31 protein-coding genes are annotated in these 25,316 nt (G+C 56.1%); 22 read left to right on the top strand and 9 right to left on the bottom strand.

All coding sequences use genetic code 11. The features are described 5' to 3' along the window. Nucleotides 1–41: 41 nt before the first annotated feature. The gene (locus ACTVDO_RS10435) at nt 42–1,031 is read right to left on the bottom strand and encodes a M23 family metallopeptidase (RefSeq protein WP_020961105.1); all 990 of its coding nucleotides are present in this window, start codon (nt 1,029–1,031) and stop codon (nt 42–44) included. 166 nt (nt 1,032–1,197) lie between these two features. Between ACTVDO_RS10435 and lipA the strand changes: the two genes are divergently transcribed. Continuing rightward, the gene (gene lipA, locus ACTVDO_RS10430; RefSeq protein WP_442901469.1) at nt 1,198–2,094 is read left to right on the top strand and encodes a lipoyl synthase; all 897 of its coding nucleotides are present in this window, start codon (nt 1,198–1,200) and stop codon (nt 2,092–2,094) included. Nucleotides 2,095–2,160: 66 nt separating this feature from the next. Here the strand turns inward: lipA and ACTVDO_RS10425 are convergent, their stop codons facing one another. Continuing rightward, entirely contained in the window at nt 2,161–2,847 is a 687-nt protein-coding gene (locus tag ACTVDO_RS10425) for a YhcN/YlaJ family sporulation lipoprotein (protein WP_020961103.1), read from the bottom strand. Between the two features lie 111 nt (nt 2,848–2,958). Between ACTVDO_RS10425 and ACTVDO_RS10420 the strand changes: the two genes are divergently transcribed. After that, nucleotides 2,959–3,234, top strand: coding sequence for a YutD family protein (locus ACTVDO_RS10420; protein ID WP_020961102.1), 276 nt, complete (start codon nt 2,959–2,961; stop codon nt 3,232–3,234). A gap of 34 nt (nt 3,235–3,268) precedes the next feature. Here ACTVDO_RS10420 and ACTVDO_RS10415 read toward each other — a convergent pair whose 3' ends face one another. Beyond that, complete coding sequence (locus ACTVDO_RS10415) at nt 3,269–3,553, bottom strand: hypothetical protein (protein WP_020961101.1); 285 nt, start codon at nt 3,551–3,553, stop codon at nt 3,269–3,271. A gap of 57 nt (nt 3,554–3,610) precedes the next feature. Next, entirely contained in the window at nt 3,611–3,880 is a 270-nt protein-coding gene (locus ACTVDO_RS10410; protein ID WP_020961100.1) for a DUF3055 domain-containing protein, read from the bottom strand. A gap of 94 nt (nt 3,881–3,974) precedes the next feature. Between ACTVDO_RS10410 and ACTVDO_RS10405 the strand changes: the two genes are divergently transcribed. Together ACTVDO_RS10405 and ACTVDO_RS10400 are read left to right on the top strand one after the other, a co-directional pair. Further along, entirely contained in the window at nt 3,975–4,445 is a 471-nt protein-coding gene (locus ACTVDO_RS10405) for a DUF86 domain-containing protein (RefSeq protein WP_020961099.1), read from the top strand. After that, nucleotides 4,442–5,212, top strand: coding sequence for a TIGR01457 family HAD-type hydrolase (locus tag ACTVDO_RS10400; protein WP_020961098.1), 771 nt, complete (start codon nt 4,442–4,444; stop codon nt 5,210–5,212). The genes ACTVDO_RS10405 and ACTVDO_RS10400 overlap by 4 nt, the downstream gene beginning before the upstream one ends. 148 nt (nt 5,213–5,360) lie before the next feature. On the opposite strand, the gene ACTVDO_RS10395 is transcribed toward ACTVDO_RS10400, so the two are convergent. Next, on the bottom strand, nt 5,361–5,858 hold the full coding sequence (locus ACTVDO_RS10395; protein WP_020961097.1) for a phosphatidylglycerophosphatase A family protein: 498 nt from the start codon (nt 5,856–5,858) through the stop codon (nt 5,361–5,363). A 253-nt stretch (nt 5,859–6,111) separates the two neighbouring features. Here ACTVDO_RS10395 and yutH point away from each other — a divergent pair, with 253 nt between their 5' ends. The 5 genes from yutH (at nt 6,112) to thrB (ending at nt 11,806) form a co-directional block, all read left to right on the top strand. After that, nucleotides 6,112–7,116, top strand: coding sequence for a spore coat putative kinase YutH (yutH, locus tag ACTVDO_RS10390; RefSeq protein ID WP_442901468.1), 1,005 nt, complete (start codon nt 6,112–6,114; stop codon nt 7,114–7,116). A 352-nt stretch (nt 7,117–7,468) separates the two neighbouring features. After that, the gene (locus ACTVDO_RS10385) at nt 7,469–8,443 is read left to right on the top strand and encodes a 2-hydroxyacid dehydrogenase (RefSeq protein ID WP_020961094.1); all 975 of its coding nucleotides are present in this window, start codon (nt 7,469–7,471) and stop codon (nt 8,441–8,443) included. 92 nt (nt 8,444–8,535) lie between these two features. Continuing rightward, nucleotides 8,536–9,834 carry a homoserine dehydrogenase gene (locus tag ACTVDO_RS10380; protein ID WP_020961093.1) on the top strand — a complete coding sequence of 433 codons (1,299 nt, stop codon included), beginning with the start codon at nt 8,536–8,538 and terminating at the stop codon, nt 9,832–9,834. Further along, nucleotides 9,834–10,895, top strand: coding sequence for a threonine synthase (gene thrC / locus ACTVDO_RS10375; protein WP_020961092.1), 1,062 nt, complete (start codon nt 9,834–9,836; stop codon nt 10,893–10,895). Before ACTVDO_RS10380 ends, thrC begins: the two co-directional genes overlap by 1 nt. Further along, nucleotides 10,892–11,806: a homoserine kinase gene (gene thrB, locus ACTVDO_RS10370; protein WP_442901467.1), complete on the top strand. Its 915-nt coding sequence runs from the start codon at nt 10,892–10,894 to the stop codon at nt 11,804–11,806. Before thrC ends, thrB begins: the two co-directional genes overlap by 4 nt. Nucleotides 11,807–11,847: 41 nt before the next feature. Here thrB and ACTVDO_RS10365 read toward each other — a convergent pair whose 3' ends face one another. Beyond that, a complete protein-coding gene (locus ACTVDO_RS10365; protein WP_023817731.1) occupies nt 11,848–12,090 on the bottom strand; it encodes a NifU family protein in 243 nt (80 codons plus the stop codon). Nucleotides 12,091–12,174: 84 nt separating this feature from the next. Between ACTVDO_RS10365 and ACTVDO_RS10360 the strand changes: the two genes are divergently transcribed. Further along, a complete protein-coding gene (locus ACTVDO_RS10360) occupies nt 12,175–12,504 on the top strand; it encodes a YuzD family protein (RefSeq protein WP_020961089.1) in 330 nt (109 codons plus the stop codon). A gap of 81 nt (nt 12,505–12,585) precedes the next feature. Here the strand turns inward: ACTVDO_RS10360 and ACTVDO_RS10355 are convergent, their stop codons facing one another. Next, nucleotides 12,586–13,656, bottom strand: a complete 1,071-nt coding sequence (locus ACTVDO_RS10355; protein WP_020961088.1) for an NAD(P)/FAD-dependent oxidoreductase — start codon at nt 13,654–13,656, stop codon at nt 12,586–12,588. A 169-nt stretch (nt 13,657–13,825) separates the two neighbouring features. Between ACTVDO_RS10355 and ACTVDO_RS10350 the strand changes: the two genes are divergently transcribed. From ACTVDO_RS10350 to ACTVDO_RS10335, 4 genes are all read left to right on the top strand, one after another. Next, nucleotides 13,826–14,065, top strand: a complete 240-nt coding sequence (locus tag ACTVDO_RS10350) for a YuzB family protein (protein WP_023817730.1) — start codon at nt 13,826–13,828, stop codon at nt 14,063–14,065. A gap of 133 nt (nt 14,066–14,198) precedes the next feature. Next, nucleotides 14,199–15,071: a diaminopimelate epimerase gene (gene dapF, locus ACTVDO_RS10345; RefSeq protein ID WP_020961086.1), complete on the top strand. Its 873-nt coding sequence runs from the start codon at nt 14,199–14,201 to the stop codon at nt 15,069–15,071. A 94-nt stretch (nt 15,072–15,165) separates the two neighbouring features. Then, entirely contained in the window at nt 15,166–15,531 is a 366-nt protein-coding gene (locus ACTVDO_RS10340) for a HesB/IscA family protein (RefSeq protein ID WP_020961085.1), read from the top strand. A 163-nt stretch (nt 15,532–15,694) separates the two neighbouring features. Then, entirely contained in the window at nt 15,695–15,991 is a 297-nt protein-coding gene (locus ACTVDO_RS10335) for a LapA family protein (protein ID WP_020961083.1), read from the top strand. Nucleotides 15,992–16,175: 184 nt separating this feature from the next. Here the strand turns inward: ACTVDO_RS10335 and ACTVDO_RS10330 are convergent, their stop codons facing one another. Further along, complete coding sequence (locus ACTVDO_RS10330) at nt 16,176–17,174, bottom strand: NAD(P)/FAD-dependent oxidoreductase (RefSeq protein WP_442901493.1); 999 nt, start codon at nt 17,172–17,174, stop codon at nt 16,176–16,178. A 281-nt stretch (nt 17,175–17,455) separates the two neighbouring features. Between ACTVDO_RS10330 and ACTVDO_RS10325 the strand changes: the two genes are divergently transcribed. The 5 genes from ACTVDO_RS10325 to ACTVDO_RS10305 all read left to right on the top strand — a co-directional run bounded on the left by ACTVDO_RS10325 (nt 17,456) and on the right by ACTVDO_RS10305 (nt 20,914). Beyond that, a complete protein-coding gene (locus ACTVDO_RS10325) occupies nt 17,456–18,679 on the top strand; it encodes an NAD(P)/FAD-dependent oxidoreductase (RefSeq protein ID WP_020961081.1) in 1,224 nt (407 codons plus the stop codon). Between the two features lie 115 nt (nt 18,680–18,794). After that, entirely contained in the window at nt 18,795–19,292 is a 498-nt protein-coding gene (locus ACTVDO_RS10320; RefSeq protein WP_020961079.1) for an NUDIX domain-containing protein, read from the top strand. Between the two features lie 130 nt (nt 19,293–19,422). Further along, complete coding sequence (locus ACTVDO_RS10315) at nt 19,423–19,560, top strand: YuiA family protein (protein WP_020961078.1); 138 nt, start codon at nt 19,423–19,425, stop codon at nt 19,558–19,560. 55 nt (nt 19,561–19,615) lie between these two features. Next, entirely contained in the window at nt 19,616–19,939 is a 324-nt protein-coding gene (locus tag ACTVDO_RS10310; RefSeq protein WP_020961077.1) for a YuiB family protein, read from the top strand. A gap of 336 nt (nt 19,940–20,275) precedes the next feature. Next, nucleotides 20,276–20,914, top strand: a complete 639-nt coding sequence (locus ACTVDO_RS10305) for a 3D domain-containing protein (protein ID WP_041267790.1) — start codon at nt 20,276–20,278, stop codon at nt 20,912–20,914. Nucleotides 20,915–20,931: 17 nt separating this feature from the next. Here the strand turns inward: ACTVDO_RS10305 and ACTVDO_RS10300 are convergent, their stop codons facing one another. Beyond that, a complete protein-coding gene (locus ACTVDO_RS10300; RefSeq protein ID WP_041268002.1) occupies nt 20,932–21,744 on the bottom strand; it encodes a cobalamin-binding protein in 813 nt (270 codons plus the stop codon). Between the two features lie 177 nt (nt 21,745–21,921). On the opposite strand from ACTVDO_RS10300, the gene ACTVDO_RS10295 reads away from it, so the two are divergent. The 3 genes from ACTVDO_RS10295 to ACTVDO_RS10285 all read left to right on the top strand — a co-directional run bounded on the left by ACTVDO_RS10295 (nt 21,922) and on the right by ACTVDO_RS10285 (nt 25,296). After that, nucleotides 21,922–23,415: a leucyl aminopeptidase gene (locus tag ACTVDO_RS10295; RefSeq protein WP_442901466.1), complete on the top strand. Its 1,494-nt coding sequence runs from the start codon at nt 21,922–21,924 to the stop codon at nt 23,413–23,415. A gap of 244 nt (nt 23,416–23,659) precedes the next feature. Further along, complete coding sequence (locus tag ACTVDO_RS10290) at nt 23,660–24,280, top strand: DUF47 domain-containing protein (protein ID WP_020961074.1); 621 nt, start codon at nt 23,660–23,662, stop codon at nt 24,278–24,280. 17 nt (nt 24,281–24,297) lie between these two features. After that, a complete protein-coding gene (locus ACTVDO_RS10285) occupies nt 24,298–25,296 on the top strand; it encodes an inorganic phosphate transporter (protein ID WP_020961073.1) in 999 nt (332 codons plus the stop codon). Nucleotides 25,297–25,316: the final 20 nt, after the last annotated feature.

Genomic DNA, 25,316 nt, shown 5'->3' with positions numbered 1-25,316 from the left:
AGAGGCCGACATCGGCCTCTTTTTTGGCATGGGGGCCGCCGCTAGCGTCGTTGCTGCTGCCGCTCGGCCCGTTCCCACGCTTTTAAGTGCGGATACGGGTCAAACGCCCACTCCGTATAGCCGTTGTCTTTGTACATGCCATAATGGAGGTGGGGCGGAAACTTTCCGGCGGTGCCCGGCGGCCCGTAGCCGGAGCTGCCGACGGAGCCGATGATCGTGCCCGGCTCGACGATTTGCCCTTCGCGAAGCTCGGCGGCAAAGCCGTTCAAATGGGCGAAATAATGATACGTGTTGTTGATGTCACGGATGCCGACGCGCCAACCGCCGTATTTGTTCCACCCTTTCAGTTCGACGATGCCATAGCACGTCGAGCGCACCGGCACGCCGTAGCCGGCGAAAATGTCGGTTCCTTCATGGATGCGGCGTCCTCCCCAGCCGCGCGCATCGCCCCACGTATCACGGTAGCTGTAATTCGCCCGCAACGGGAGCGGGAACACGTGTTTGTCCAATTTCAGCGTTTGATACTTTTTGTAAATTTTCGCCTTCCCTAAAATCAAGTCAACGGCTTTCGCCCGTTGGTAATAATTCCAAAGCGCCACTTTAATATGGTGGTGGTCGATGCCGTACGTTTGCAAATACCGGGCTATCGCCATAATCAGATCATCATCGTCATCGGCCCGCGCCTCGCCGTCTCCGTCTCCGTCCACACCGAGCCCGCCAAACTGGGAAATCGTAAACGGGTTCGTATCGTGCGGATTTTTGTTCAGCGGGCCGGCCCATATTTCCGGTTTGATGTAAAGACCGAGAACGCCGGTCGGTTTCGGCAAATCGCGGCGCGCCTGGCGGATGTTCCGTTCATATTGGTCGATGGCCGCAAAGTAATACCACGGAATGAGCGAAACGGCTTCCGCCTTTTTATACAGCTCCATGCGCTGCTTGTATACGGCGTCCTCCGTTTCCGCCGCGTAAGCCGCACCGGCGGCAATGAACAAAATCGCCGCCACCCATATGGCGACAAGCCATCGGTGCACGTGGATCCCCCCTTTCGCCCGTTTCATATGTTTAGTTTGGAGAGAAAAGGGATATTCATAAATGTTAAAAAGCGGAAAAGACGAGCATGGCTTATTTTTTTTGTGTTTTCCCGCGTTTTTCATTATAATGGGAAATGAACAATCATACATAACTGGAGTGAGAACCATGGCGACGAAGGAAGAACATGTTCGCAAGCCAGACTGGTTGAAAATTAAGCTGAATACGAACGAACATTACACCGGATTGAAGAAACTGATGCGGGAAAACCGTTTACATACTGTATGCGAGGAAGCGAAATGCCCGAACATTCATGAATGTTGGGCGCTCAGACGGACGGCGACGTTTATGATTTTAGGCAGCGTCTGCACGCGCGCCTGCCGCTTTTGCGCCGTCAAAACGGGGCTGCCGACCGAGCTTGACTGGCAAGAACCGGAACGCGTCGCCGAGTCGGTGCGCATCATGAACTTAAAGCATGTCGTCGTCACCGCGGTCGCCCGCGACGATCTCAAAGACGGCGGAGCGGCGGTGTTTGCGGAAACGGTGCGCGCCATTCGCCGGAAAAATCCGTTTACGACGATTGAAGTGCTGCCGTCGGATATGGGCGGCGTGTATGAAAACTTAAAAACGCTGATGGACGCCCGTCCCGATATTTTAAACCATAACATCGAAACGGTGCGCCGCCTGACGCCGCGGGTACGCACCCGCGCGACCTACGAACGTTCGCTTGAGTTTTTGCGGCGCGCGAAAGAACTGCAGCCGGACATTCCGACGAAATCAAGCATCATGGTCGGCCTTGGGGAAACGAAAGAGGAAATTATCGAGGCGATGGACGATTTGCGCGCCAATCAAGTCGACATTTTGACGATCGGCCAATATTTGCAGCCGACGAAAAAACATTTGAAAGTCGTCAAATACTATCATCCCGACGAATTCCAAGAGCTGAAAGAAATCGCGCTAAGCAAAGGGTTCAGCCATTGCGAAGCCGGCCCGCTCGTCCGCTCGTCGTACCATGCCGATGAGCAGGTGAACGAAGCGGCGAAAGCGCGGCAGCTGAAAGCATAACAGCGGCCAGGCCAAGGAAAAAACGGTCGTGCCTCTTTGGGAAGAAGGCAGACCGTTTTCTTTGCCCTAACGTCCCTCCGGTGCCGGCCGCGGCGTGCCGTCGCGGAAGTCGCGGTCGAGGTTGTCATTTGTCTCATTGATCATCTCGCCGTTTTCATTTTCCCCGTCGTTTAGTTTTTTCCCTTGTGGGTATTTCAACATTTGCTGGATGGTCGCATCGATGATTCGGTCGATATCGCGGCTGTTGGAGTCAAGGCGGCCGAAACGCTCAATATCCCTCATCAGCTGCGGATTGTCGGCGATATACACATGATAGTAACGGGGAACGACGGACAGTGCTGTCTTTTTCACTTGGTCGGCGGTTTGCTGCCGGTTTTTGGTGTCGGCGTCATAGACGACAAGCACCTCTTCATCGGTGACGAGCGTGGCGACGTCGTTGACGCCTGGCAGCTGCGTGCACAATTTGCTGATTAAATCGGCCGCTTGTTCGCGGTTGAATGACGGCATGTCGTTATAGCCGTTGGCATCGCCGAGAGTCGGGCTTTTTTGGTGGCGGACGTAGCCGAAGTTGTTCATCGGCGTGTCATCGCCGTTTGGCACCCCGTTTTCGTTATAGAGCTCGTTGCGGTCGGTCACATTGATCGTATTGCCGCTCCGCTTGTAGACGTCGGTGTTTTCGTCCTGTGCCGTCTGCGCGCAGCCGGCCAGGGCGACGGCCGTTCCGAACGCAACGGCCAACCATGGTCGTCTCATCGTCAGCACCCCCTTCGCTTTTAGGGTGGCACAAATCGCCCGTTTGATAACAGTAATTGATTGGGTGCAGTGCATCAGGTATGATGGAAATGGAAAGGCGAGGTGAGAGCGGTGATTTGCATTAACAATCATTGTTACGAACTCGTTGAAAACGTCAAAAACGCCTTTAACGAGGAAGTATTTCGCGCCCGGTACGCCGATATTTTAGGGAAGTACGACTACATTGTCGGCGATTGGGGATACAATCAGCTTCGCCTGCGCGGGTTTTTCGATGACCATAACCAAAAGGCGACATACGACACGAAAATCAGTACGCTGTCCGAGTATTTGTACGAATACTGCAATTTCGGCTGCGCCTATTTTGTATTGCGCAAAGTGAAGCGGTAAAGGCGGCAGCCGCCCGCTGCCGGGCGGCTGCACATCATTCGCTTTCATTGTACGGAAACTGTTCGCTTGCGCGCGGATCGTCGTGCGGCGGGTGGGAGGCCGGGTCGCGCCTTGGGATGTTTTGGTGGAATGACTTGAATTCATAGTTAAAGGCGCTGTAATGCCGCTGCCCTTCTTCCCACGGCGTGCTTTTGTTTTCGACCGGGGCGTCGTCGCGGCGCGGCGAGCCGTACGGCCCTTCCGGGAATTCTTCGGCGGTTAAAAAGTTGCGCTGTTTTTCGACGACGGAAAAGTCGGCATATTGTTCCCGTTCCGCCATTCGTCTCACCTTCCTTGCTGCCGGGGTGTTTCATAAGATGCCCAAAACCGCGGAAGGTTATGAAAGACATTCGTCCAAAAAGGCGCGCAAATCGTCGGCGTCTTGTCCGTCGAGCGCATAGGCGTGTTCGATATAGCCCGGTTCCTCCAAATCGTCGCGGCCGAGAATGGCAAAGCGGTTGCTTTGCAAATCGAGCACCAAATATTTTCCGTAAAAGCGGTCGGTTTCAATTAACGCCAAATCGAACCGCTGCCGTCCGCCGACAAAGCTGACAAACCGGACCGCCGCTTCGACCGTGTCATCGTATAAGTAAAACCGTTCACCCATATGCATTCCTCCTCTGTTTTTCGTCTATGTCCATCATAGCAGACGAACGGCCAAAAAGGGAGGAAATATGGGGGAGAAAAAAGGAGGAGACGCCATGTATTTTGTCGACCGAAACAAAATGGAAGAGCGGCTTCGCTGCATGGAGCAACTGATGGTGCACTGCAAAGCGCAGCACCGCTGGGACGGCGCGCTCGAGCGGCTGGCGCTTGAGCGGATCGCCCACGTCCTCATCGAGGCGGTGCTCGATGTCGGCAACGCGATGATTGACGGCTTTATTATGCGCGACCCGGGAAGTTATAACGACATTATTGACATTTTGGTTGACGAGCGGGTGATTGCGGCCGAGGACGGCGAGCGGCTGAAAGCGTTCATCGCCCACCGGAAAGCGCTTGTCCACGACTATACGAATATTGATCATGCGAGCCTGCTCGCCGATTTGAATGCGCATTGGCCGGCGCTTGAGGCGTATCCGAAGGCGGTGCGCCATTACTTGGAAAGCGAGCTCGGCCCGGTGTCGGCGTTTGGCAATGAATCGATGGCCGGAAAGGAGAAGGACAACCGTTGAAACGATACAAAGGCTATTTGCTCGACTTGGACGGGACGATGTACCGCGGCACGGAATGCATCGCCGAGGCGCGCGAGTTTGTCAATGAGCTGTACCGCCGCGGACTCCCGTATTTATTTGTGACCAACAACTCGTCGCGCACGCCGGCGCAAGTGGCGGAAAAATTGCGCTCGTTCGGCGTGCCGGCCGATGAGAAGCACGTCTTTACGACGAGCCAGGCGACGGCCAACTACATTTTTGAACAAAAGCCCGACGCGTCTGTTTATGTCATCGGTGAGGAAGGGATCCGCACCGCATTGGCGGAAAAAGGATTCCGCTTCGCCGGAGAGGATGCAGACGTGGTGGTCATCGGCATCGACCGGCAGCTGACGTACGAGAAGCTCGCCGTCGCGTGCCTTGCCGTCCGCAACGGGGCGATGTTCATTTCGACAAACGGCGACATCGCCTTGCCGACCGAGCGCGGGCTGCTGCCGGGCAACGGCGCCATCACGTCGGTTGTCGCCGTCTCGACGCAAGTGAAGCCGACATTTATCGGCAAGCCGGAAAACATCATTATGGAACAGGCGCTCAAAGTGCTCGGCATCCCGAAAGAGGACGTACTCATGGTCGGCGATTATTACGAAACGGACATTTTAGCCGGCATGAACGCGGGCATCGATACGCTGCTCGTCCATACGGGCGTCACGACAAAAGAGATGCTCGCCCGCTACGAACGGCAGCCGACCTATACGGCCGATTCGCTCCGCGAATGGATGGAGCGCCTGTAACGAAACGCCGCCCCCTTTTTCACAGGGCGGCGTTTTGTATGGGATGACTGGCGTTTGTTAGACGGGCGTTGCGGATGGCGGAACGGGCCGCGTCTGGCATGGGCGTCTGCCGCTTCGCGCTTTCTCGCGATAGCCGCTCGGCCGCCGCTCACTCGGCGTTGGCGGCCCGGTGTGCGAGGCGGCTGGACGCCGCCGCGGCGATGGCGCCGACGATGTCGTCCAAAAACGTGTTGCACTTGCCGTTCGATTTGTCATTTAAATATTGCAAAATGCCTGGTTTTTGCTTGTCGATATAACCGTAGTTCGTAAACCCGATCGATCCGTATACGTTGACGATCGAAAGGGCCAAAATTTCATCGACCCCGTACAGTCCTTCATCGCGGCGGATGATCGATTGCAGCGGCTCGTCAAGCCGGCCGTCCTCGGCGAGCCTGTCGAGCTGAATGCCGGTCAAAATGGCGTTTTGCACTTCGCGTTTCGAGATGACGCGGTTGACGTTTTCGGTGCATTCGTCCATCGTTAAATCCGGGTGGTATTTTGATTGCAAATAATACACAAGCTCTGCAATTTTTTCCACCGTCACCCCCCGCTCCTCGAGCCAACGGCGGGCCGTCTGTTCCAAATTATTCATAATGAATTCGCTCATAACAGTCACCTGTTTCTTTGAAAAAGTCGTTTTTTATATATATGTATCATGTCATAAAACAGTCCGTCATATAAAGAAAAATGCTCATCGGCTTTTTTGGCGCCCGCTGTCATATATAAACAATAGCCGCTCTTGTCGCGGCGCGGGCTCGGGAATCGGCGCACAAACGTCCGTTCCCGCCCGGGCGGCATCGGGGCGGCGCCAACATGGCGGGCTGAAGAAGGCAGGCCAAAAAGACGAAGGAGGCGCGGCCATGGAAACGTGGGTGTATGACCAATATAACATGCGCATCGGGCGAATGGAACAGCGGGGGGCATCGACGGTCGTTTGGTGTGAGCAGGAGCGGTTTCTCATCGTGCCGGCGGACGGGCGGAGCGAGGCGGAGTTGGAAGAGCGCCAACAAATGAGCCGCTATTTGCGGGCAAAAGGGGTGGACGGCGTCGGGGAGCTGGTCAAAACGAAACATGGGACGTATATCGCTATGGATCGCGGCCAGCCGTTCGTTTTCATCCGCGCGCCGCTTCCGGCCGCCCGCCTTCGTTCGCTTGGCCGCGAGTTGGCGCTCATGCATGAATACGGGCGCTCTTGCCCGCTGCCGATCACATCTTGCCGGCGCATCGGGCAATGGCGCGAACTATGGGCGAAGCGAATCGACCAAATGGAGGCGTTTTGGGCGAACATGCTGGCAGCGGGGCCGGCGTCGCCGTTTGACCGCCTGTTTCTTGAATCGTTTCCGTATTATTTAGGATTGGCGGAAAACGCGGTGCAATATGTGGCCGACACAGAGCTTGATGACGAACCGCTCCGTGTCGATTATGCGGCGTTTTGCCATGAGCGGCTGCCGCAAGCCGGCTGGGTTGAAGGAACGGAGGCGAAGCTGCCGCTCGATTGGGTGTACGACCATGGCGCCCGCGATTTGGCCGAGTGGGTGCGTCATTTGTATCAGCGGCACGGGAAACGGTGCCAACGGGCGGTGCGCCAGTTTCTCCAAGATTACGGGCATTTGGCGCCGCTGTCGCCGTTTGCCTGGCGGCTAGTTTATGCGCGCCTGCTGTTTCCGCTTCCGTATTTTGAATGCGTCGAGGCGTATTATACGGCGGCGGACCGCAAAGAACAGGCGAAACAGGAGCGCGCGCTGCGGCAGCTGCTTGACGCGTCGCGCGAGTATGAACAGTTTTTGGCGTCATTTGCCGAGATCGCCGGCATCGCCAACCGTATCCGGCTGCCGGCCGTTGAATGGCTGCCGCCGGCGCGATGAACGGGGAGGTGACTTCCCGTTTTTTCAGCCGAAGCGGGCGGGGGGTGGTTTTCTTTCACCGGAAAGGAAACACCCCGTTTTTTTAGCCAAAGTGGGCGCTCGTTTCCATTCGAGGGAAAGGGGAACAGTTCATTTTGTCAGCCGAAACAGGTGCTCGTGTCCTTGCGAGGGCAAAGGGTTTTCGTTTTTTCAGCCGAAGCGGGTGGGCGCTCGTTTTCTTTCGGTGACAGGAGCTTTTTTTCGTTCGTAACGGACGAGCCTAGTTTCCCGGTCGATGGTATGGACAACTTTCCGTTTTTTTTCAGCCGGAGTTGTGATAAGATTTAGAAAAAATGGGATGGAGGGCTGTTTCATGACGAAACCGTACGTCTTTGTGACGCGAAAGCTGCCGGACGATGTGCTCGCCCCGCTCGCCGCCGTCGCCGAGGTCGGCGTGTGGCCGCATGACGACGTGGCCGTGCCGCGCGAGGTGCTGGTGGAAGAGGCGAAAAAGGCGGCGGCTCTTTTGCCGATGGTGTCCGACCCGATCGATGAAGACGTGCTGGCGGCCGGTTCAGGGCTTAAAGTCGTCGCCAACATGGGCGTCGGCTATGACAACATTGACGTGCCGGCGGCGACGAAGCGCGGCGTTCTTGTGTGCAACACGCCGGACGTGCTGACCGATACGACCGCCGATCTGACGTTTGCGCTTTTATTGGCGACAGCCCGCCGCCTTGTCGAAGCGGCCGAATTTTTGAAAGAAGGAAAATGGAAAAGCTGGAGCCCGTTTTTGCTGGCGGGCGCCGATGTCCATCATAAAACGGTCGGCATCGTCGGCATGGGCAACATCGGTCAAGCGGTGGCGAAGCGGGCGAAAGGGTTTGATATGAACGTGCTGTATCACAACCGCTCGCGCCGTCCGGAGGCGGAAGAGAAGCTGGGCGCCGTCTACCGCCCGTTCGCCGATTTGCTTGCGGAGAGCGATTTTGTCGTCTGCTTGACGCCGCTGACCCGCGAGACGCGCCATTTGTTCAACCGTGAGGCGTTTCGGCACATGAAAACGTCGGCGATTTTCATTAATGCGGCGCGCGGCGCGGTCGTTGACGAACAGGCGCTGTATGAGGCGCTCACCCAAGGGGAGATTGCCGCCGCCGGGCTTGACGTGTTTGAACAAGAGCCGGTCGCCGCCGATCATCCGCTCGTGTCGCTGCCGAACGTCGTTGCCTTGCCGCATATCGGCAGCGCTACATACGAAACGCGGCGGGCGATGATGACGTTGGCGCGCGACAACATTATCGCCGTCTTGGAAGGCCGGCCGCCGTTGACGCCGGTCAACCGGCCGTCGTAAAAATTTTCATTGCCAAACGGCCGATCGTCTTTTATAATGTCTACTATAAAAATACAAATGTCTACGGTGAGTAAACAGAAGGGGCGGGAAGGATGGAAAAACCAATTTTCGTTGGACTGCTAGGATTAGGAACGGTCGGAAGCGGTGTCGTCAAAATTATTGAAAACCACCAAGAAAAACTGATGCACCAAGTCGGCTGCCCGGTGAAGGTGAAAAAAATTCTCGTCCGCGACGTACATAAGCCGCGCGACGTCGCCGTCGACCCCGCGTTGTTGACGACAAGCGCCGCCGACGTGCTCGACGATCCGGACATCGATGTCATCATCGAAGTGATGGGCGGCGTCGAAGAGACGAAAGCGTGGCTGCTGCGCGCGCTCCGCCAAGGGAAGCACGTTGTGACGGCGAACAAAGACTTAATGGCCGTCTACGGATCTGAATTGCTGCGGGTGGCGGCGGAGCACCGCTGCGATTTGTTTTATGAAGCGAGCGTCGCCGGCGGCATTCCGATTTTGCGCAGCTTGGTGGACGGGCTGGCGTCCGACCGGATCACCAAGCTCATGGGCATCGTAAACGGGACGACGAACTACATTTTGACGAACATGTCGCAAAACGGCGCTTCGTATGAAGACGTGCTGGCGGAAGCGCAGGCGCTCGGGTTCGCCGAAGCCGATCCGACGTCAGACGTGGAAGGACTCGATGCGGCGCGGAAAATGGCGATTTTGGCCCGCCTCGGCTTTTCGATGGACATCGATTTGGACGATGTGCAAGTGAAAGGAATTACGGAAGTGACGGAGGAAGATTTGAACTACGGGAAGCGGCTCGGCTATACGATGAAATTGATCGGCATCGCCCAACGCGACGGACAGAAGGTCGAAGTGAGCGTTCAGCCGACGTTTTTGCCGGATTCGCACCCGCTTGCGTCGGTGCATAACGAATACAACGCCGTCTATGTGTACGGCGAAGCGGTCGGGGAGACGATGTTTTACGGGCCGGGGGCGGGCAGCCTGCCGACGGCGACGGCCGTTGTGTCCGACCTGGTCGCGGTGATGAAAAACATGCGCCTTGGCGTCAACGGCCACTACGCGGTCGTCCCGCAATATGAAAAACAGTTGAAAGCGCCGGCGGAAATTTTTTCGAAATACTTTTTGCGCATTCATGTGAAAGACCAAGTCGGTGCGTTTGCCAAGATTACAACACTGTTCTCGGAGCGCGGGGTAAGCTTTGAGAAAATTTTGCAGCTGCCGCTGAAAGAAAACGGCTTGGCGGAAATCGTGATCGTGACGCACGATGCGTCGCAGCAAGACTATGAAGACATTTTGCAGCAGCTGGGCGATTTGGAAATCGTCGAGCGCGTCCAAAGTTCGTATCGGGTGGAAGGGGAGAAACGGTAATGGCATGGAACGGGCTGCTTGACGCCTACGGCGAGTTTTTGCCGCTCACGGCGGCGACGCCGAGGCTGTCGCTTTGCGAAGGGAATACGCCGCTCATCCCGCTGCCGCGCCTGTCGGAAGAGCTCGGGATCACCTTGTATGTCAAAGTCGAGGGGGCGAACCCGACCGGTTCGTTTAAAGACCGCGGCATGGTGATGGCGGTGGCGAAAGCGAAAGAGGAAGGAAGCCATACGATCATTTGCGCCTCAACCGGCAATACGTCGGCGTCGGCGGCCGCCTATGCGGCGCGTGCCGGCATGCGCTGCCTCGTCGTCATTCCAAACGGGAAAATCGCGCTTGGCAAACTGGCGCAAGCGGCGATGTACGGGGCGGACATTTTCGCCATTGACGGCAACTTTGACGAAGCGCTGAAAATGGTGCGCCGCCTGAGCGAAACGGCGCCGATTACGCTTGTGAATTCGGTCAACCCGTACCGGATCGAAGGGCAGAAAACGGCGGCGTTTGAAGTGTGCGACCAGCTCGGCCGCGCGCCGGACGTGCTCGCCATTCCGGTCGGCAACGCCGGCAACATCACCGCCTATTGGAAAGGGTTTAAAGAGTACCACGCGGCCAAAGGGACAGGATTGCCGCAAATGCGCGGCTTTGAAGCGGAAGGAGCGGCGGCGATCGTCCGCAACCGGGTGATCGAACAGCCGGAAACGGTGGCGACGGCGATCCGCATCGGCAATCCGGCCAGCTGGGAAAAAGCGGTCGAGGCCGCCAACGAATCGCGCGGGAAAATTGATGAGGTGAGCGATGCCGACATTTTGGCCGCCTACAAGCGGCTCGCCCGGACGGAAGGCGTTTTTGCTGAACCGGCGTCATGCGCGGCCATCGCCGGCGTCATCAAACAGCGCGAACGAAACGAAATCGAACGCGGCAGCCTCGTCGTGGCGGTCTTGACCGGCAACGGCTTAAAAGACCCGGCCGTCGCGCTGGAGACGGCGGCGATTGAGCCGGTCGTGCTGCCAAATGATGAACAAGTCGTCTTGGAACATTTGCAAGGGGTTGTCCGCACATGAAGGAAGACGAGATGTTGAAAATCGTCGTGCCGGGAAGCACGGCGAATTTAGGGCCCGGCTTTGATTCGGTCGGGCTCGCCGTCAACCGTTACTTGACGCTTGACGTCCGGTTGGCGGACGAGTGGTCGTTTGCGCCCAAAACAGCGGAGGTGCGCGGCATTCCGCGCGGGACGGACAATTTGGTGTACCAAGTGGCGGACGAGGTGGCGGATGCGCACGGCCGGCAGCTGCCGGGCTGTGCGGTCGACGTGTACAGCGACATTCCGTTTACGCGCGGGTTGGGGAGCAGCGCGGCGGCGGTCGTCGCCGGCATTGAGCTCGCCGATGCGCTGCTTGGGCTAGGCTTGTCGCGCGAACAGAAGATGGAATGGGCGACCCGCTATGAAGGCCATCCCGACAATGTCGGCGCCTCGCTGTACGGGGGGCTGGTCATCGGCTGCTACCGCGAAGCGGGGGTGGATGTCGTCCATGTGCCGGAACTGAGTGTGGAGCTCGTCGCCATTATCCCCAGTTACGAGCTGGAAACGAAAAAAGCGCGCGGACGGCTGCCGGAACAATGGCCGCGGCAGCGGGCGGTCGAGGCGAGCGCCGTCAGCAACGTCCTTGTCGCCGCCTTGCTCACGAAAAACTGGAAGCTCGCCGGCCGGATGATGGCGGCCGATTTGTTCCACCAACCGTATCGGAAACCGCTCGTTCCAGAACTCGAGCGGGCCGAGGCGCTCGCTGCGGAATACGGGGCGATCGGCGCGGTGCTGAGCGGAGCGGGGCCGACGGTGCTCGTCGTTGCCGAGCCGGGGGCAGGCGGGCGTCTCGAACGGCAGCTGCGCCCGCATTTCCCGGCGTGTGAAGTCGCAAGGCTCGCGGTCGAGCCGCACGGCAGCCGCGTCTACAAGCTGGCGCTCGAGGCATAAAAAAATCCGAACAGCCCATCGCTGTTCGGATTTTTATGGGATTAAAACACTTGTTCGACTTCCACGACGCCCGGCACTTCTTCGAACAAGGCGCGCTCGATTCCCGCTTTTAACGTGATCGTCGAGCTCGGGCAGCTGCCGCACGCGCCGAGAAGGCGGAGTTTGACGACGCCTTCTTCAACATCGACAAGTTCGCAGTCGCCGCCGTCGCGAAGCAGGAACGGGCGGAGTTTATCTAAAACTTCTTGCACTTGTTCTTTGATTTCTTGATCCGTCATTTCCATCGACTCCTTTCCTTACTTTTTATTATAATCATGGTGACAGAAAAAATCTAATGATAAATTTTGTTTTTGAAAAGGGTGACAATGATGACGTTGAAGCCGATTGAAATTTGTGTGTATGGAGCGGATGTCATTTGCTCGTCATGCGTGCAGCTGCCGTCGTCGAAAGAGACGTACGAATGGCTTGAGGCCGCGCTGCGCCGCAAATATCCCGATCAGCCGTTTCGGATCACGTACGTCGACATTTTCGCGCCGCCGGCTGACGATGAGGCAAAGCGGAAACTGGCGCAGACGATCGTCGAGGAAGATTGGGTGTACCCGGTCGTGGTCGTGGAAGAGGAAGTCGTGGCTGAAGGCAATCCGCGGCTGAAGGCCATTTATGCGGAAATGGAGAAACACGGCTACCGTTCGTCGTAGCAGCGAGGACGCAGGGCGGAAAAACGAACGGGCGGCGGGGGATTCCCGCCGCCTTCCCGGTTTGCCGGCTGTCCGGATGGCTTAATAGCCGTTATGGTATTTATACATCCAAAGAACACCGGACTTTAAAAGGCGCGGCACCCGGCCGGTGAGCGGGCGGTCGGCGACGAGACCAAAGCCGTGTTTTTTGCCGAGCGAGCCGAGAATGCCTTTGAGCTTGATCGGCGGGAATTCGCTCGGCGGCTCTTCGCCGTTCCAACGCTTTTGCAGCACTTGAACGATTTGCTCCGCCTGCCCCTCGGCGAGCTGGGCGCTCGGCGAATGCGGCAAGCTCGCACAGTCGCCGACAACGTATGCGTTTTCATAGCCGGGGATGTGGTGTCGCTTTGTCAAGACGACGCGGCCTTGTTTATCTTTTTCTACGTTCAGCTCGCGGACGACGCGGTTCGGTTGAATGCCGGCCGTCCAGACGATGACATCGCATGTGATCGGCTCGTCATGGTTGTACAAGACGCCCGGCTCAACTTTCGTGACGTTCGAATGGCGGACGATTTCAACGCCATGTTCGACAAACCATCCTTCGACATAATCGCTCAGCCGTTTCGGAAACATCGGCAAAATGCGCTCGCCGCGGTCAAACAGCTTAATGTGCAAATCCGGGCGGCTTTCCGCCAATTCGCTTGCCAGCTCGACGCCGCTCAACCCTGCGCCGACGATGCCGACCGTCGCGTTGGGCGGCAAGTTGTTCAGCGCCTCATACGCGGCGCGCGCTTTGTCGATCGACTGAATGCTGTACGTGTAGGCATCAGCGCCCGGCACCCCGTGGTATTTGTCTTCGCAGCCAAGTCCGATGACAAGATCGTCATAACGGACACTGCCTCCGTCTTTCAGATGGACGAGCCGCTTGTCCAAATCGATCGAGACGACTTCGCCGAACTGGTATGTGAACTGCGGATGATCCGGAAACGGGACGCGAATATGGTGATCGCTGATCGTCCCTGCCGCTAACGCGTAATATTCCGTTTTTAAACAATGGTATGGAACGCGATCAATGAGGATAATATGAATGTCGTTGGGCAATGCGTCCGGGAGGAGGCGCTGCAAAATGCGCATGTTGCCGTATCCTCCGCCAAGCAGTACAAGTTGTCTCATCGCAAAAAATCCCCTTTTGTCCAGTTTCTTAAGCCGCCAATGCCATAAAAAAGTATAGCGAAATTGTGACAAAAGAACAACAATTTTTCTGCCCGGCTTTCACGTGAGCATGTTCGTTGACGCCGCGCCGCAAAACGGCTACGATGGGAAGCAGGAAGGTGAACAGGCGATGATGTTGCCGATCATTGAATTTTGCATCAGCAACTTGGCGAGCGGATCGCACAAGGCGATGGAAATGCTCGAAAAAGATCCGAATTTGGATATCATCGAATACAGCTGTTTAAGTTATTGCACGCGCTGTGCGGAAACGTTGTTTGCGCTCGTCAACGGCGAATTTGTCAGCGGCGAGACGCCGGAGCAGCTCGTGGAAAATATTTATAAACATCTGGAAGAAAATCCGATGTTTTGACCGAAAAAAGGAGGATGCCTGCAAGCGGCATCCTCTTCAATGTATATGAAAAAACGGGGGATATTCCCATTGTGTCCAAGGACCGGTATCGTTATACATAAGAAAGCTGAAAATTTTTCAGGAGGGATCTCGCGTGTGCTCATTTTCGTTCACCAAAATGCATGGGTTGGGAAATAGTTACATATATGTCGATATGTTTCGTGAAACGCTTCCGGAAGACGAGCTGCCGGCGATCGCCCGCCGCGTTTCGGATGTCAACACCGGCATCGGTTCGGACGGGTTGATTCTCATTTGCCCGTCGGATGAGGCGCCGGTGAAAATGCGCATTTTTAACAGCGACGGCTCGGAAGGGAAAAACTGCGGGAACGGCTTGCGCTGCGTCGCGAAATATGCGTATGAGCACGGCCTCGTCGGCGACCGCTCGTTTTTGATTGAAACGCTCTCCGGGCTTGTCGAGGCGGAAGTGACGGTCGAACATGGCAAGGTGACGAGCGTGACCGTCGATATGGGCGAGCCGCGCCTCGCGCGAAGCGCCATTCCGATGACCGGACCGGAAGCGGCGCAAGTGGTCGCCGAGCCGTTTGCCGTAAACGGGCGGGACTATGCGATTACCGCCGTTTCAATGGGCAACCCGCACGTCATTTTTTATGTTGAGGATATTGAAACAGCGCCGGTGACAACGCTCGGCCCGCTCGTCGAAAAAGACCCGCGCTTTCCGGAAGGGGTGAACGTCGAATTTGTCGAAGTCGTCAATGAGCGCGAGCTGCATTTCCGCGTCTGGGAGCGCGGCTCGGGCGTGACGCAGGCGTGCGGAACCGGGGCGTGCGCGGCCGTCGTCGCTTCGGTGTTGAACGGCAAAACGGCGCGCGGGGCGGAAACGGTCGTCCATTTGGCCGGCGGGGATTTACAAATCGTCTGGGGGCACGACGGACGCGTGCGGATGACCGGACCGGCGGAGACGGTGTGCACCGGCGTGTACTATTATCAAAACAGGCAGAACGGTTGAGCATTCGGAAGATAAAACAGTATACTATAAGTAAGGTGGAAATGAAACAAAACGAACGAGCTTCCGGGAAACCGGAAAGAAAGGAGAGAGTGCCATGACTGAAACGATCGTGACGTTGACGGAAGCGGCGGCGTTTCAAATTAAAGACATGATGAAGGAGCAGGAAGAAGAACACGCCTACTTGCGCGTCGGCGTTCATGGCGGCGGCTGCAGCGGGCTGTCGTACGGCATGGGCTTTGAGCATGAGCGGGGCGAGGATGACATTGAATTGGAACAGCACGGGATTAAAATATTGATCGACCGCGACAGCGCCCCGATTTTGCAGGGCACGGTCATCGATTACAAACAGTCGCTTCTTGGCGGCGGGTTTACGATCAACAACCCGAACGCCATCGCGACATGCGGCTGCGGTTCGTCGTTCCGCACGGCGACGAACGCCGGCACGCCGGAGCAATGTTAGCGGAATGGCATGAAAATGCGCTGTTCAACGCATCCATCGTTTCCGGCACGCCGGGGCCATGCCGGGCGAACGGATGGCCATTTCGGGCGGCGGACGAACGGCTGAAGACGCCCGCCGCCGATGGCTGTTTCTACACAGCCGACAAGGGGAGGGAAGATCGCCCATGAAAGGACAGTTGAATTTGTTGCTGGCGCTCGCGTTGGCGCTCGTCGTCGCGCTGCTGGCGGTGGCGAACGTCGAGCAGGTGACGGTCCGTTACTTCATCGGCGAGACCCGCCTGCCGCTTATTATCGTCATTTTCGGGTCGGCTATTGTTGGCGGCCTTGTCGTCGGCATGCTCGGCTGGGTGCGCTTGTTCAGCTTGCAGCGGCAGTTGAAGGCGGCGGAAAAGAAAAAGGAGGAGCTGGCGGCGCTTTTGGAGCAAACAGAGCGGCCGGAGACGGCGGCTGCGAAAGAATAGCGCGATCAAAAACGCGCCCTGCCGCGAGCCGGGCGGCGGTTTCCGCCTGGGCTTGGCAGGGCGCATTTTTGGCGTCTGCCGTTTCGTCCCGTCGTCGTCCGCGCGGGCTGTTGTTTTGGCAGACGCTGTTTTTGCGTTCGCGATATAGGCGGCTCCGTTTCGGCGGCCGCCGCTTTGTTGCCGCTTAAAAGAGCGACGACGAGTGCGCCGGCTGCATCCGCGCCGTCGGGTCGATGTACGTTTTTGCGCTGCTGATGGCGATCGGCGCTTCGCCGAAGCCGCAGGCGATCAGCTTGATTTTGCCGTCGTACGTGCAAATGTCGCCGGCCGCATATACGCCGGGGATGTTCGTTTCCATGCGCGAATTGACTTTGATCGAATTTTTTTCGATCTCAAGCCCCCAGTTTTTGATCGGGCCGAGCGACGAAATAAAGCCGTAGTTGACCACGACGGCATCGACATCGACCGTTTCTTTCGCGCCTTCTTTCACATGCTCAAGAACAACTTGGCGGATGCCTTGTTCATCGCCGATGAGCTCGACCGGCACAAACGGCGTTTTCACGTGCACGCTTGATTTCATCAGCTGTTCGACGCTATGTTCATGGGCGCGGAATTTGTCGCGGCGGTGAACAATCATGACGCTTGCGGCGATCGGTTCGAGCATGAGCGACCAGTCGACGGCCGAGTCGCCGCCGCCGCAGACGAGCACGCGCTTGCCGGCAAACTGTTCTAAGTCGCTAATAAAGTAATGCAAGTTTTTCCCTTCGTATTGGGAAGCGCTCTCAAGTTCGAGCCGACGCGGCTGGAAGGCGCCGTTTCCGGCGGTGATGATCACCGTCTTCGAATAATGCACTTCTTGATCGGTCACCAATTTGAGCGTCCCGTCGTCTTGTTTTTCCAACATTTCAACCGACTGATTTAAGCAGACGGTGGGTGAAAACATGCTCAGCTGTTCTTTCAGCTGATTCACGAGTTCTTGGGCGCGCACTTTCGGGAATCCAGCGATGTCGTATATGTATTTTTCCGGATATAAAGCGGCCAGCTGTCCGCCTAGCTGCGGAAGGCTTTCGATGATTTTCACCTTCATTTGCCGCAAGCCGCCATAAAACGCAACAAACATCCCGGTCGGCCCGCCGCCGATCACCGTTACATCATACACGTTTTGATCTTCTCTCACCGATATTCCTCCCCGCATATAAATAAATCATGACACTACAAGTTTATCTTACCATAAATGTGCGCCGTTATAACGGCGAATTTTTGCCGAGCCGGCGGAAAAAAGGGCTTGAAAAGAGGCCAAAAAAGAACTAATATGGTTGTGGAGAGATTGTTAATTTTTTGTGACAGTCTGTCAACATTTTTTTGGAGGTTAACGTGAATAGTTTCACAAACTTCGCTCAATAAAAACGGGGGCAGCAGCAAAAGCTATAAGAAACGTGTGGGAAAAAATTAAAAAGGGTGGAAGTGATTCAGGTGAGAAAACCAAACATCGTCATTTTAGGGGCTGGTTATGGCGGGCTCATGACGACCGTCCGCCTGCAAAAACTCGTCGGGGTGAACGAGGCGAACATTACGTTAGTGAATAAGCATGACTATCATTATGAGACAACTTGGCTTCATGAAGCGTCGGCCGGCACGTTGCACCATGACCGTGTCCGCTATCCGATCCGCGATGTCATCGACCGGAATAAAGTAAAATTTATCCAGGACACTGTCACCAAAATCGTTCCGAATGAAAAGAAAGTGCTGCTCGAAAATGGCGAATTGGCGTACGATTACCTTGTCATTGCCCTCGGGTTTGAATCGGAGACGTTTGGCATTAAAGGATTGAAAGAATACGCGTTTTCGATCGCCAACGTCAACGCGGCGCGGCAAATCCGTGAGCATATTGAATATCAGTTTGCGACGTACAACACGGAAGAGGAAAAGAAAGACGAGCGGCTGACGATCGTGGTCGGCGGGGCCGGGTTCACCGGCATCGAGTTTTTGGGCGAGCTCGCCAACCGCATTCCGGAGCTGTGCCGCGAGTATGACATCGATCCGCACAAAGTGCGCATCATTTGTGTCGAAGCGGCGCCGACCGCGCTGCCGGGCTTCGATCCGGAGCTTGTCGAATACGCGGTGAGCCAGCTTGAGCGCAAAGGGGTCGAATTTAAAATCGGCACCGCCATTAAAGAATGCACGCCGGACGGCATCATTGTGGCGAAAGGCGACGATGTCGAGGAAATCAAAGCCGGCACAGTCGTGTGGGCGGCGGGCGTGCGCGGCAGCAGCGTCCTTGAAGAATCCGGCTTTGAAACGATGCGCTCGCGCATTAAAGTCGACCCGTTCTTGCGCGTGCCGGGGTATGAAGACATTTTCGTCGTCGGCGACTGTTCGCTTGTCATAAATGAGGAAACGAACCGTCCGTATCCGCCGACGGCGCAAATCGCGATGCAAGAAGGCCAACTGTGCGCGAAAAACTTGGCGGTGCTCATCCGCGGGCAAGGGGAGCTTGAGCCGTTTCAAGCCGATATTAAAGGGACCGTTTGCTCGCTCGGCCATGACGATGCCATCGGCGTTGTATTCGGCAAAAAATTGTGGGGAACGAAAGCGAGCTTCATGAAAAAAGTGATCGACAACCGCGCCTTGTATTTGATCGGCGGCTCGTCGCTCGTCATGAAAAAAGGGAAATTCAAGTTTTTCTGATGAAGACCGAAAGCTTCCGCGCCGGCGGAAGCTTTTTTGTATGGCGGCTGACAGGGAACGGCCGCTTTTTTGTCGAAATACAAACAAGGATAACAACGGGAAAAGGATGAGGACGATGAACCACAAACGCGGAAACGTATGGATTGCGGCGGCCGGGCTTGTCATCAATGAAGCAGGCGAATGGCTCGTCGTCAAGAAAAACTACAGCGGGCTGAAAGGCAAATGGTCGCTGCCGGCCGGGTTCGTCAAGCCGGGGGAGATGCTCGACGAAGCCGCTGTTCGCGAAGTGAAGGAAGAAACGGGGATCGAGGCGGAACCGGTCGCGTTTCTCGGCTTGCGCACCGGGGTCATCGACGGAAACATCAGCGACAATATGGCCATTTTTCTCCTTCGGCCGCGGTCGCAAGCGATTACCGTGCAGGAAGATGAGCTGCATGCGGCCGCGTTTTTAAGCAAAGCGGCGCTCCGCGACGATCCGGCCACATCGGGGCTGCTTCGTCATTTGTTGGCGCTTGAACCGTTGGCTTCCCTCCCCCCGTACGATGGCTTCAACCCGGGCGACCCGTTCGGATATACGAAGTACCGCCTTTATTTCAAATCGTCAAAATTGTAAGAATGATTGAGAAAATGAACGGAAGCGCTCGATGTATTCGCTTACACGGGCGAAAATACGGAACAACCGCCGTTTGTTTTTTACAGAAAATTTTGATATATTAACAAAAAAGAAGTGGAGGGGAATACAGATGGCACAAACGGCGACGACGACCGCTTGCTCGTACTGCGGCGGGAACGGATACGTCCAGCTTTTGCTCGGCGGCTCGGAAACGTGCTACGGCTGCCAAGGGACGGGAAGCGAGCAGGAAGAAGACGGCGAGCATTGACTGTCATCCGCCCATCCAGTACACTGAAAAAGGGTGTAAGGGAGGTTGAGGGCGGATGCAAATGAGTTTGCCGGTCGTACTCATTTCGATGCTTTTATTTTTCGTCTTATTTTTCGGCATCGGGTTTTTGTTAAATATGTTGCTGCGCATGACATGGATTATGGCGGTTTGTTTTCCGGTCATTGCGGTGTTCATTATTGATGACGTGCCATGGACGCAATATTTGACCGAACCGTCGGCCTCGTTTTCGGCGCTTGGCCGGAAAATCGCTTCATTGGCGGCCGCCGACTTGTTGATTTTGGCGAGCGGCTTTGCGGGCGCCCTTTGCGCCGGCTGGACGATTCGGACGTTGCGGGCAAAAGGATATCAAATGTTCTAAGGCGTCCCGGATCGATCGCGTTGCTCAATCGGTTGTATGTTTCGCGAAAGGGCATCAAAGGTGGTAAAGCGCCTCCGCGCAAGCGGGGGCGTTTTTTTTGTTTTCCGTGCCTATGCGCCTTGGCTTGCCCCCTTCGCGCCCGGTGGAGACGAGGACCGGCCTATGGATCTTTTCGGTGAACAGGCGCGCGCCTTGAGTTTCTAGTTTTAGGACAGACGGGAAGCTGGCTCATGGACGTGTTTGGGCAAACAGGTTTTTTCGTTTTTTTGTCTCTTTGGCAATGAATATTTCGATTTTGGATGGAGATAAATAGAGGTGTGAGAGGAGTTGAGATCATTGAACAGGTTCAGGCAGTTCATGCGCCGGACCGCGATGACGATATTGTTTCTTCTCGCGTTCATCGCGACCTTTCAATCCGTTTCCGGGGTCGAGGCGAAAACGGTCCTCCGTCCCTTTTCAAGCGCGTTATGGCTCGAGCATGAGCCGAATGACGGGACAAACGGCCGAGCCAAAAACAGCAGCCGCTCCGCTCCGCGGCTTGAGGATCAGTTTGACTGGTCGAAATACCCGTCCGTCGAAGTGGTGGCGACCGGCTATACGGCTGGCGTCGAATCGACCGGGAAAACGCCCGATCATCCGGAGTATGGCATTACGTACTCCGGCGTGCGCGTAAAGCGCGATCTTTACTCGACGATTGCCGCCGATTTAACCATTTTTCCGATCGGCACGATTTTGTTCATCCCCGGGTACGGATTTGGCGTCGTCGCTGACAAAGGCGGGGCGATCAAAGGCCATCGCATTGATTTATACTATGAAACGGTCGAAGATGTCTATAAATATTGGGGAAAAAAGAAAGTGCAAGTGTATGTTATCCAAAAAGGAGATGGCACGCTGTCGGAAGAGGAGTTGACGCGGCTGAACGAAGATGAAACGATGCAAGTGTTCCGGCAGCAATATTTGGAATCGAAAAGCTGAAAAAGGGCTCCCGCCCGTCAGCGGCCAAGAAGCGGGTCGCTGCCGTCAGCGGGAGGAAACAGCGCCGGATGCAAAAGCGGCGCCAATTTTTTTAATCCGACTAAAAGGCGCGGCGACGGCCGGCAGTAGAGCGCTTCTTCCAACACGTGGATGCGCCCGGTGCGGACCGCCTCGGTCTTGTCGGCGTGCGGGCGCGCGATGACGGCGTTGGCGTTCATGTTGTTCGTCTGCACGCCGACCCAAACGAGCAGCACGTGCGACGGGTTGCGGCTGACGACGTCTTCCCATTCCGTCTGGACGCTCGCTTCCGGACGGTCGGCGAACACGTTGCGCCCGCCGGCGAGTTCGCTTAGTTCGCTCAGCCAGTTCGCCCCGCCCGGCGTGAACACGGGCCGCGGCCACCATTCCCAATAGAGGCGGGCCGGCTCCGCCACCGTTGCGGCCCGTTCGCGGTATTCGCCGAGAAATGCGCGGTAGCGGCGGACGAGTTCGGCCGCTTTTTTCGTTTCGCCGAGCGCCTCGCCAAGTTGAAGGAGATCATTGGCAATATCCTCGAGCGAATTCGGCGCCAGGACGAGATGCGGGAGCCCGCGCCGTTTGAGCTCCTCGACGTTGCGCTCCATGCCGGGCACGCTTAAAGAGGCGACGACAAGATCGGGCTTGAGCGCCTCGACGCGGTCCATATCGATGCGCAAATCCGGCCCGACGTTCGGCAGCCGCTTCACCTCGGGCGGCCAGTCGGACGAGTCATCGACGGCGACGACATCGTCAAGGCGGCCGAGATAGGCGAGCAGCTCGGTGTTGCTTGGACATAAGGAAACGAGTTTCAACGGCATCGCTCCTTTCTGCATCGGGATATCGTTATCCATTCGCCCCGTCTTGCCTTTTTCCTTCTTTCATCCCTTTGTTTTGAAATATGGCGAACCCATCCATTAGATGATCGAAATAATTTGCTTGTTTCGCTATAATGAAAAGCGGAAAGGCATAATCATAGAAAGGATGAGACAATGTTTACGGTAAAGCCATTGCCGTCTGTCGAAACGACCGAGGAAGCGCTGGTCATCGGCTTGTTTGAAGGGGGGAAGCCGTTTGCCGGCCTCGCCGGCGAGTATGACACCCGCCTTGGCGGACAGCTGTCCGGGCTGTGGAAAGAAGGCGACATTTCCGCAAAACGGGGGCGCATCGCCGTGGTTCATCCGTTTTTGCCGTCCGGGGCGAAACGGCTCTATTTTGTCGGCCTCGGCAAAAAAGAGGAGCTGACGTTTGCGCGCTTGCGCGAGGCGTTCGGCAAGCTGTTCGGCGCGCTCAAGCAGGCGAAGCGGACAGAGGCGTCCATCGTGCTTGATGCGTTCACCGCCGGGGACGTCGATGAAAACGAAGCCGCGCACGCGCTTGCCGAAGCGTATTATTTGGCGACGTATGAGTTTTCGGGATACAAGCAAAACAAGCGGGAGCGCGACTATGAGATGAAATCGCTCACCGTTTATACGGCGGCGGACGCGGCGGACATCGAGGCGAATTTGTTCGTCGGTTCGGTGTACGGAAAGGCGACGAATTCGGCGCGCACGCTCGTCAACACGCCGGGGAATTTGCTGACGGCGTCCGATTTGGCGGATTATGCGGCAACGCTCGCCAACCGGTTTGATTTCGACTATGAAATTTTAGAGAAAGAAGACATGGAGCGGCTCGGCATGGGGGCGCTGCTCGCCGTCAACCAAGGGTCGAAGCAGCCGCCGAAATTGATCGTGTTGAAATATCAAGGGAAAGAAAAATGGGAAGGCGTCATCGCTTTGGTCGGCAAAGGGGTGACGTTTGATACGGGCGGCTACTGCCTGAAGCCGCGCGACAGCATGCTTGACATGAAAACGGACATGGCCGGCGCGGCGGCCGTGCTCGGAGCGATGGAAGCGATCGGCGAGCTGCGGCCGGAACAAAACGTGCTCGCCGTCATCCCGGCGACCGACAATATGATCAGCGGTGAGGCGTTCAAACCGGACGACGTCATCACGTCGCTGTCCGGAAAAACGATCGAAGTCCGCAACACGGACGCCGAAGGGCGGCTCATTTTGGCCGATGCGGTGACGTACGCGAAACAATGCGGCGCGAATTGCATCATCGATGTCGCCACGCTGACAGGCGGGGTGATCGTCGCCCTTGGCACGGACAAAACAGGGGCGATGACGAACAACGAGGCGCTGTTTGAGCAGCTGCTTGAAGCGTCCGCCGAAACCGGGGAATTCATTTGGCGGCTGCCGATCACCGAACACGACCGCGAGCGGGTGCGAAGCAGCAAAATCGCCGATTTGAACAACTCCCCGGGGCGCGAAGGGCACGCCATTATGGGCGGGGCGTTTATCGGCGAGTTCGCCGAAGACACCCCGTGGGTGCACTTGGACATTGCCGGCACGGCGACCGCAAAGAAAGACGGCGACCTCGGCCCGGCCGGGGCGACGGGCGTCATGGTGCGGACGCTCACCGCGTTTGTCGAACGGTTTGAATAAGCAAGACGCAAGCGGCCGCCGCGCTCCGGATAGAGCAGGCGGCCGCGCGCTGTCGAACGGGGGAGCCGAAGCAAACATGCATAGCTTCGGCTTTTTTTGGCACGCTACATAGTAGGAAACGCGAACAAAATGTAAAGACAATGTAAATTTCGTGTAAAGTTTATCTTTTTTTATTGTAAATAAAGGGTAAATTGCTACAATAAATAGCGGTGATTTTTGATTCCAATGATGGAGGGTGTCCGGTATGATTTTTTCACCGAAAAAGGACGTTTTCTTCGATATGTTGTTTACCATTTCGGAAAATGTGAAGGAAGCGGCCCAATATTTTGTCGAGTATAAAATCCAAAGTGTGAGCGACTTGAAAGAATTCGCCCGCGTCATGAAAGAGTATGAACGGAAAGGCGATTCGTTCATCCATGAGCTGGTCGTCCAATTGAACAAAACGTTCATTACGCCGATTGAACGGGAAGACATCCATCAGCTGGCGATGAAAATGGACGATGTGCTCGACGGATTTGAACAATGTTCGGCCCGGTTTGAAATGTTCTCGTTCACCGACATTGACGAACATATGGTGAAGTTTTTCGACTATATTTACCAAAGCACGATCGAAATCGTTCATGCGCTCGAACTGCTGTCGCACAAAAAGCTGCTCGACATGCGCCAGCACGCCATTAAAATCAAGGACTACGAAACGAAATGCGACGAAATTTTGCGCGCCTCGATCAAAAACTTGTTTGTGACGCAAAAAGACCCGATTAAGCTCATCCAATACAAAGAGCTTTACGAAATGCTCGAGGAAATCGCCGACAGCTGTGAAGATGTCGCCAATACGTTAGAGACGATCATCATGCGCAACGCATAAGAGGGGACGTTGTTTTTATGGATATGATTTTAGTTTTGACGATATGCATTGTGATTTTCGCGCTGGCGTTTGACTTTATTAACGGGTTCCACGATACAGCGAACGCCATCGCGACGTCGGTGTCGACGAGGGCGCTGACGCCGCGCAAAGCCATTATTCTCGCGGCGACGATGAACTTTATCGGCGCGCTCACCTTCACCGGTGTCGCCAAAACGATTACGAAAGACATCGTCGACCCGTTCGCGCTCGAAAACGGGCCGGTCATCATTTTGGCGGCGCTCACGTCGGCGATCGCCTGGAACTTGATTACGTGGTATTACGGCATCCCGAGCAGCTCTTCGCACGCGTTGATCGGTTCGATCGCCGGAGCGGCGATTTCCGCAGCCGGGGTCGGGATTTTGAACTATGGCGGCTTTTTAAAAATTTTGGAATCCCTCATTCTTTCTCCGTTTTTGGCGTTAGGGGTCGGCTTTGTCATTATGAGTCTTTTTCGTTTGATCTTTAAAAACGCCAACTTGTACAGCACAACGCGGGGATTCCGCCTGTTTCAAATCGTAACTGCGGCATTGCAGTCGTATACACATGGAACGAACGACGCCCAAAAGGCGATGGGGATTATTACGATGGCGCTCATTGCCGGCGGGTATCATGCGACGACCGATATTCCGGAGTGGGTGCGCATTTCCGCCGCCTTGGCCATGGGGCTTGGAACGGCGGTCGGCGGTTGGAAAATCATCAAAACGGTCGGCGGGAAGATTATGAAAATCCGCCCGATCAACGGCGCGGCGGCCGACTTATCGTCCGCGCTCGTCATTTTCACGGCGACGACGTTCCATTTGCCGGTCAGCACGACGCACGTCATTTCGTCGGCGATCATGGGGGTCGGCGCCGCCCAGCGCGTGAAAGGCGTCAAATGGGGTGTCGCCCGCCGCATTGTGCTCACTTGGATCATCACCTTGCCGATTTCGGCGTTAATGGCCGGTTTTCTGTACCAGCTGTTCAATTTGTTTTTGTAATGCCAAAAGGGTGTCCCAAA

Origin of the sequence: Geobacillus sp. BK01 (assembly GCF_052220245.1) — a bacterium.
Lineage (GTDB): Bacteria > Bacillota > Bacilli > Bacillales > Anoxybacillaceae > Geobacillus.
Note: the sequence above shows the minus strand (reverse complement) of the source record. Positions and strands in the feature narration are given on the sequence as shown.

Excerpts from the sequence above, each read along its gene's own strand:
- lipA (WP_442901469.1), top strand. The coding sequence starts at position 1,198 with ATGGCGACGAAGGAAGAACATGTTCGCAAGCCAGACTGGTTGAAAATT.
- ACTVDO_RS10425 (WP_020961103.1), bottom strand. The coding sequence starts at position 2,847 with ATGAGACGACCATGGTTGGCCGTTGCGTTCGGAACGGCCGTCGCCCTG.
- ACTVDO_RS10415 (WP_020961101.1), bottom strand. The coding sequence starts at position 3,553 with ATGGCGGAACGGGAACAATATGCCGACTTTTCCGTCGTCGAAAAACAG.
- ACTVDO_RS10410 (WP_020961100.1), bottom strand. The coding sequence starts at position 3,880 with ATGGGTGAACGGTTTTACTTATACGATGACACGGTCGAAGCGGCGGTC.
- ACTVDO_RS10405 (WP_020961099.1), top strand. The coding sequence starts at position 3,975 with ATGTATTTTGTCGACCGAAACAAAATGGAAGAGCGGCTTCGCTGCATG.
- ACTVDO_RS10395 (WP_020961097.1), bottom strand. The coding sequence starts at position 5,858 with ATGAGCGAATTCATTATGAATAATTTGGAACAGACGGCCCGCCGTTGG.
- yutH (WP_442901468.1), top strand. The coding sequence starts at position 6,112 with ATGGAAACGTGGGTGTATGACCAATATAACATGCGCATCGGGCGAATG.
- ACTVDO_RS10385 (WP_020961094.1), top strand. The coding sequence starts at position 7,469 with ATGACGAAACCGTACGTCTTTGTGACGCGAAAGCTGCCGGACGATGTG.
- ACTVDO_RS10380 (WP_020961093.1), top strand. The coding sequence starts at position 8,536 with ATGGAAAAACCAATTTTCGTTGGACTGCTAGGATTAGGAACGGTCGGA.
- thrC (WP_020961092.1), top strand. The coding sequence starts at position 9,834 with ATGGCATGGAACGGGCTGCTTGACGCCTACGGCGAGTTTTTGCCGCTC.
- thrB (WP_442901467.1), top strand. The coding sequence starts at position 10,892 with ATGAAGGAAGACGAGATGTTGAAAATCGTCGTGCCGGGAAGCACGGCG.
- ACTVDO_RS10365 (WP_023817731.1), bottom strand. The coding sequence starts at position 12,090 with ATGGAAATGACGGATCAAGAAATCAAAGAACAAGTGCAAGAAGTTTTA.
- ACTVDO_RS10360 (WP_020961089.1), top strand. The coding sequence starts at position 12,175 with ATGACGTTGAAGCCGATTGAAATTTGTGTGTATGGAGCGGATGTCATT.
- ACTVDO_RS10355 (WP_020961088.1), bottom strand. The coding sequence starts at position 13,656 with ATGAGACAACTTGTACTGCTTGGCGGAGGATACGGCAACATGCGCATT.
- ACTVDO_RS10350 (WP_023817730.1), top strand. The coding sequence starts at position 13,826 with ATGATGTTGCCGATCATTGAATTTTGCATCAGCAACTTGGCGAGCGGA.
- ACTVDO_RS10340 (WP_020961085.1), top strand. The coding sequence starts at position 15,166 with ATGACTGAAACGATCGTGACGTTGACGGAAGCGGCGGCGTTTCAAATT.
- ACTVDO_RS10335 (WP_020961083.1), top strand. The coding sequence starts at position 15,695 with ATGAAAGGACAGTTGAATTTGTTGCTGGCGCTCGCGTTGGCGCTCGTC.
- ACTVDO_RS10320 (WP_020961079.1), top strand. The coding sequence starts at position 18,795 with ATGAACCACAAACGCGGAAACGTATGGATTGCGGCGGCCGGGCTTGTC.
- ACTVDO_RS10315 (WP_020961078.1), top strand. The coding sequence starts at position 19,423 with ATGGCACAAACGGCGACGACGACCGCTTGCTCGTACTGCGGCGGGAAC.
- ACTVDO_RS10310 (WP_020961077.1), top strand. The coding sequence starts at position 19,616 with ATGCAAATGAGTTTGCCGGTCGTACTCATTTCGATGCTTTTATTTTTC.
- ACTVDO_RS10295 (WP_442901466.1), top strand. The coding sequence starts at position 21,922 with ATGTTTACGGTAAAGCCATTGCCGTCTGTCGAAACGACCGAGGAAGCG.
- ACTVDO_RS10290 (WP_020961074.1), top strand. The coding sequence starts at position 23,660 with ATGATTTTTTCACCGAAAAAGGACGTTTTCTTCGATATGTTGTTTACC.
- ACTVDO_RS10285 (WP_020961073.1), top strand. The coding sequence starts at position 24,298 with ATGGATATGATTTTAGTTTTGACGATATGCATTGTGATTTTCGCGCTG.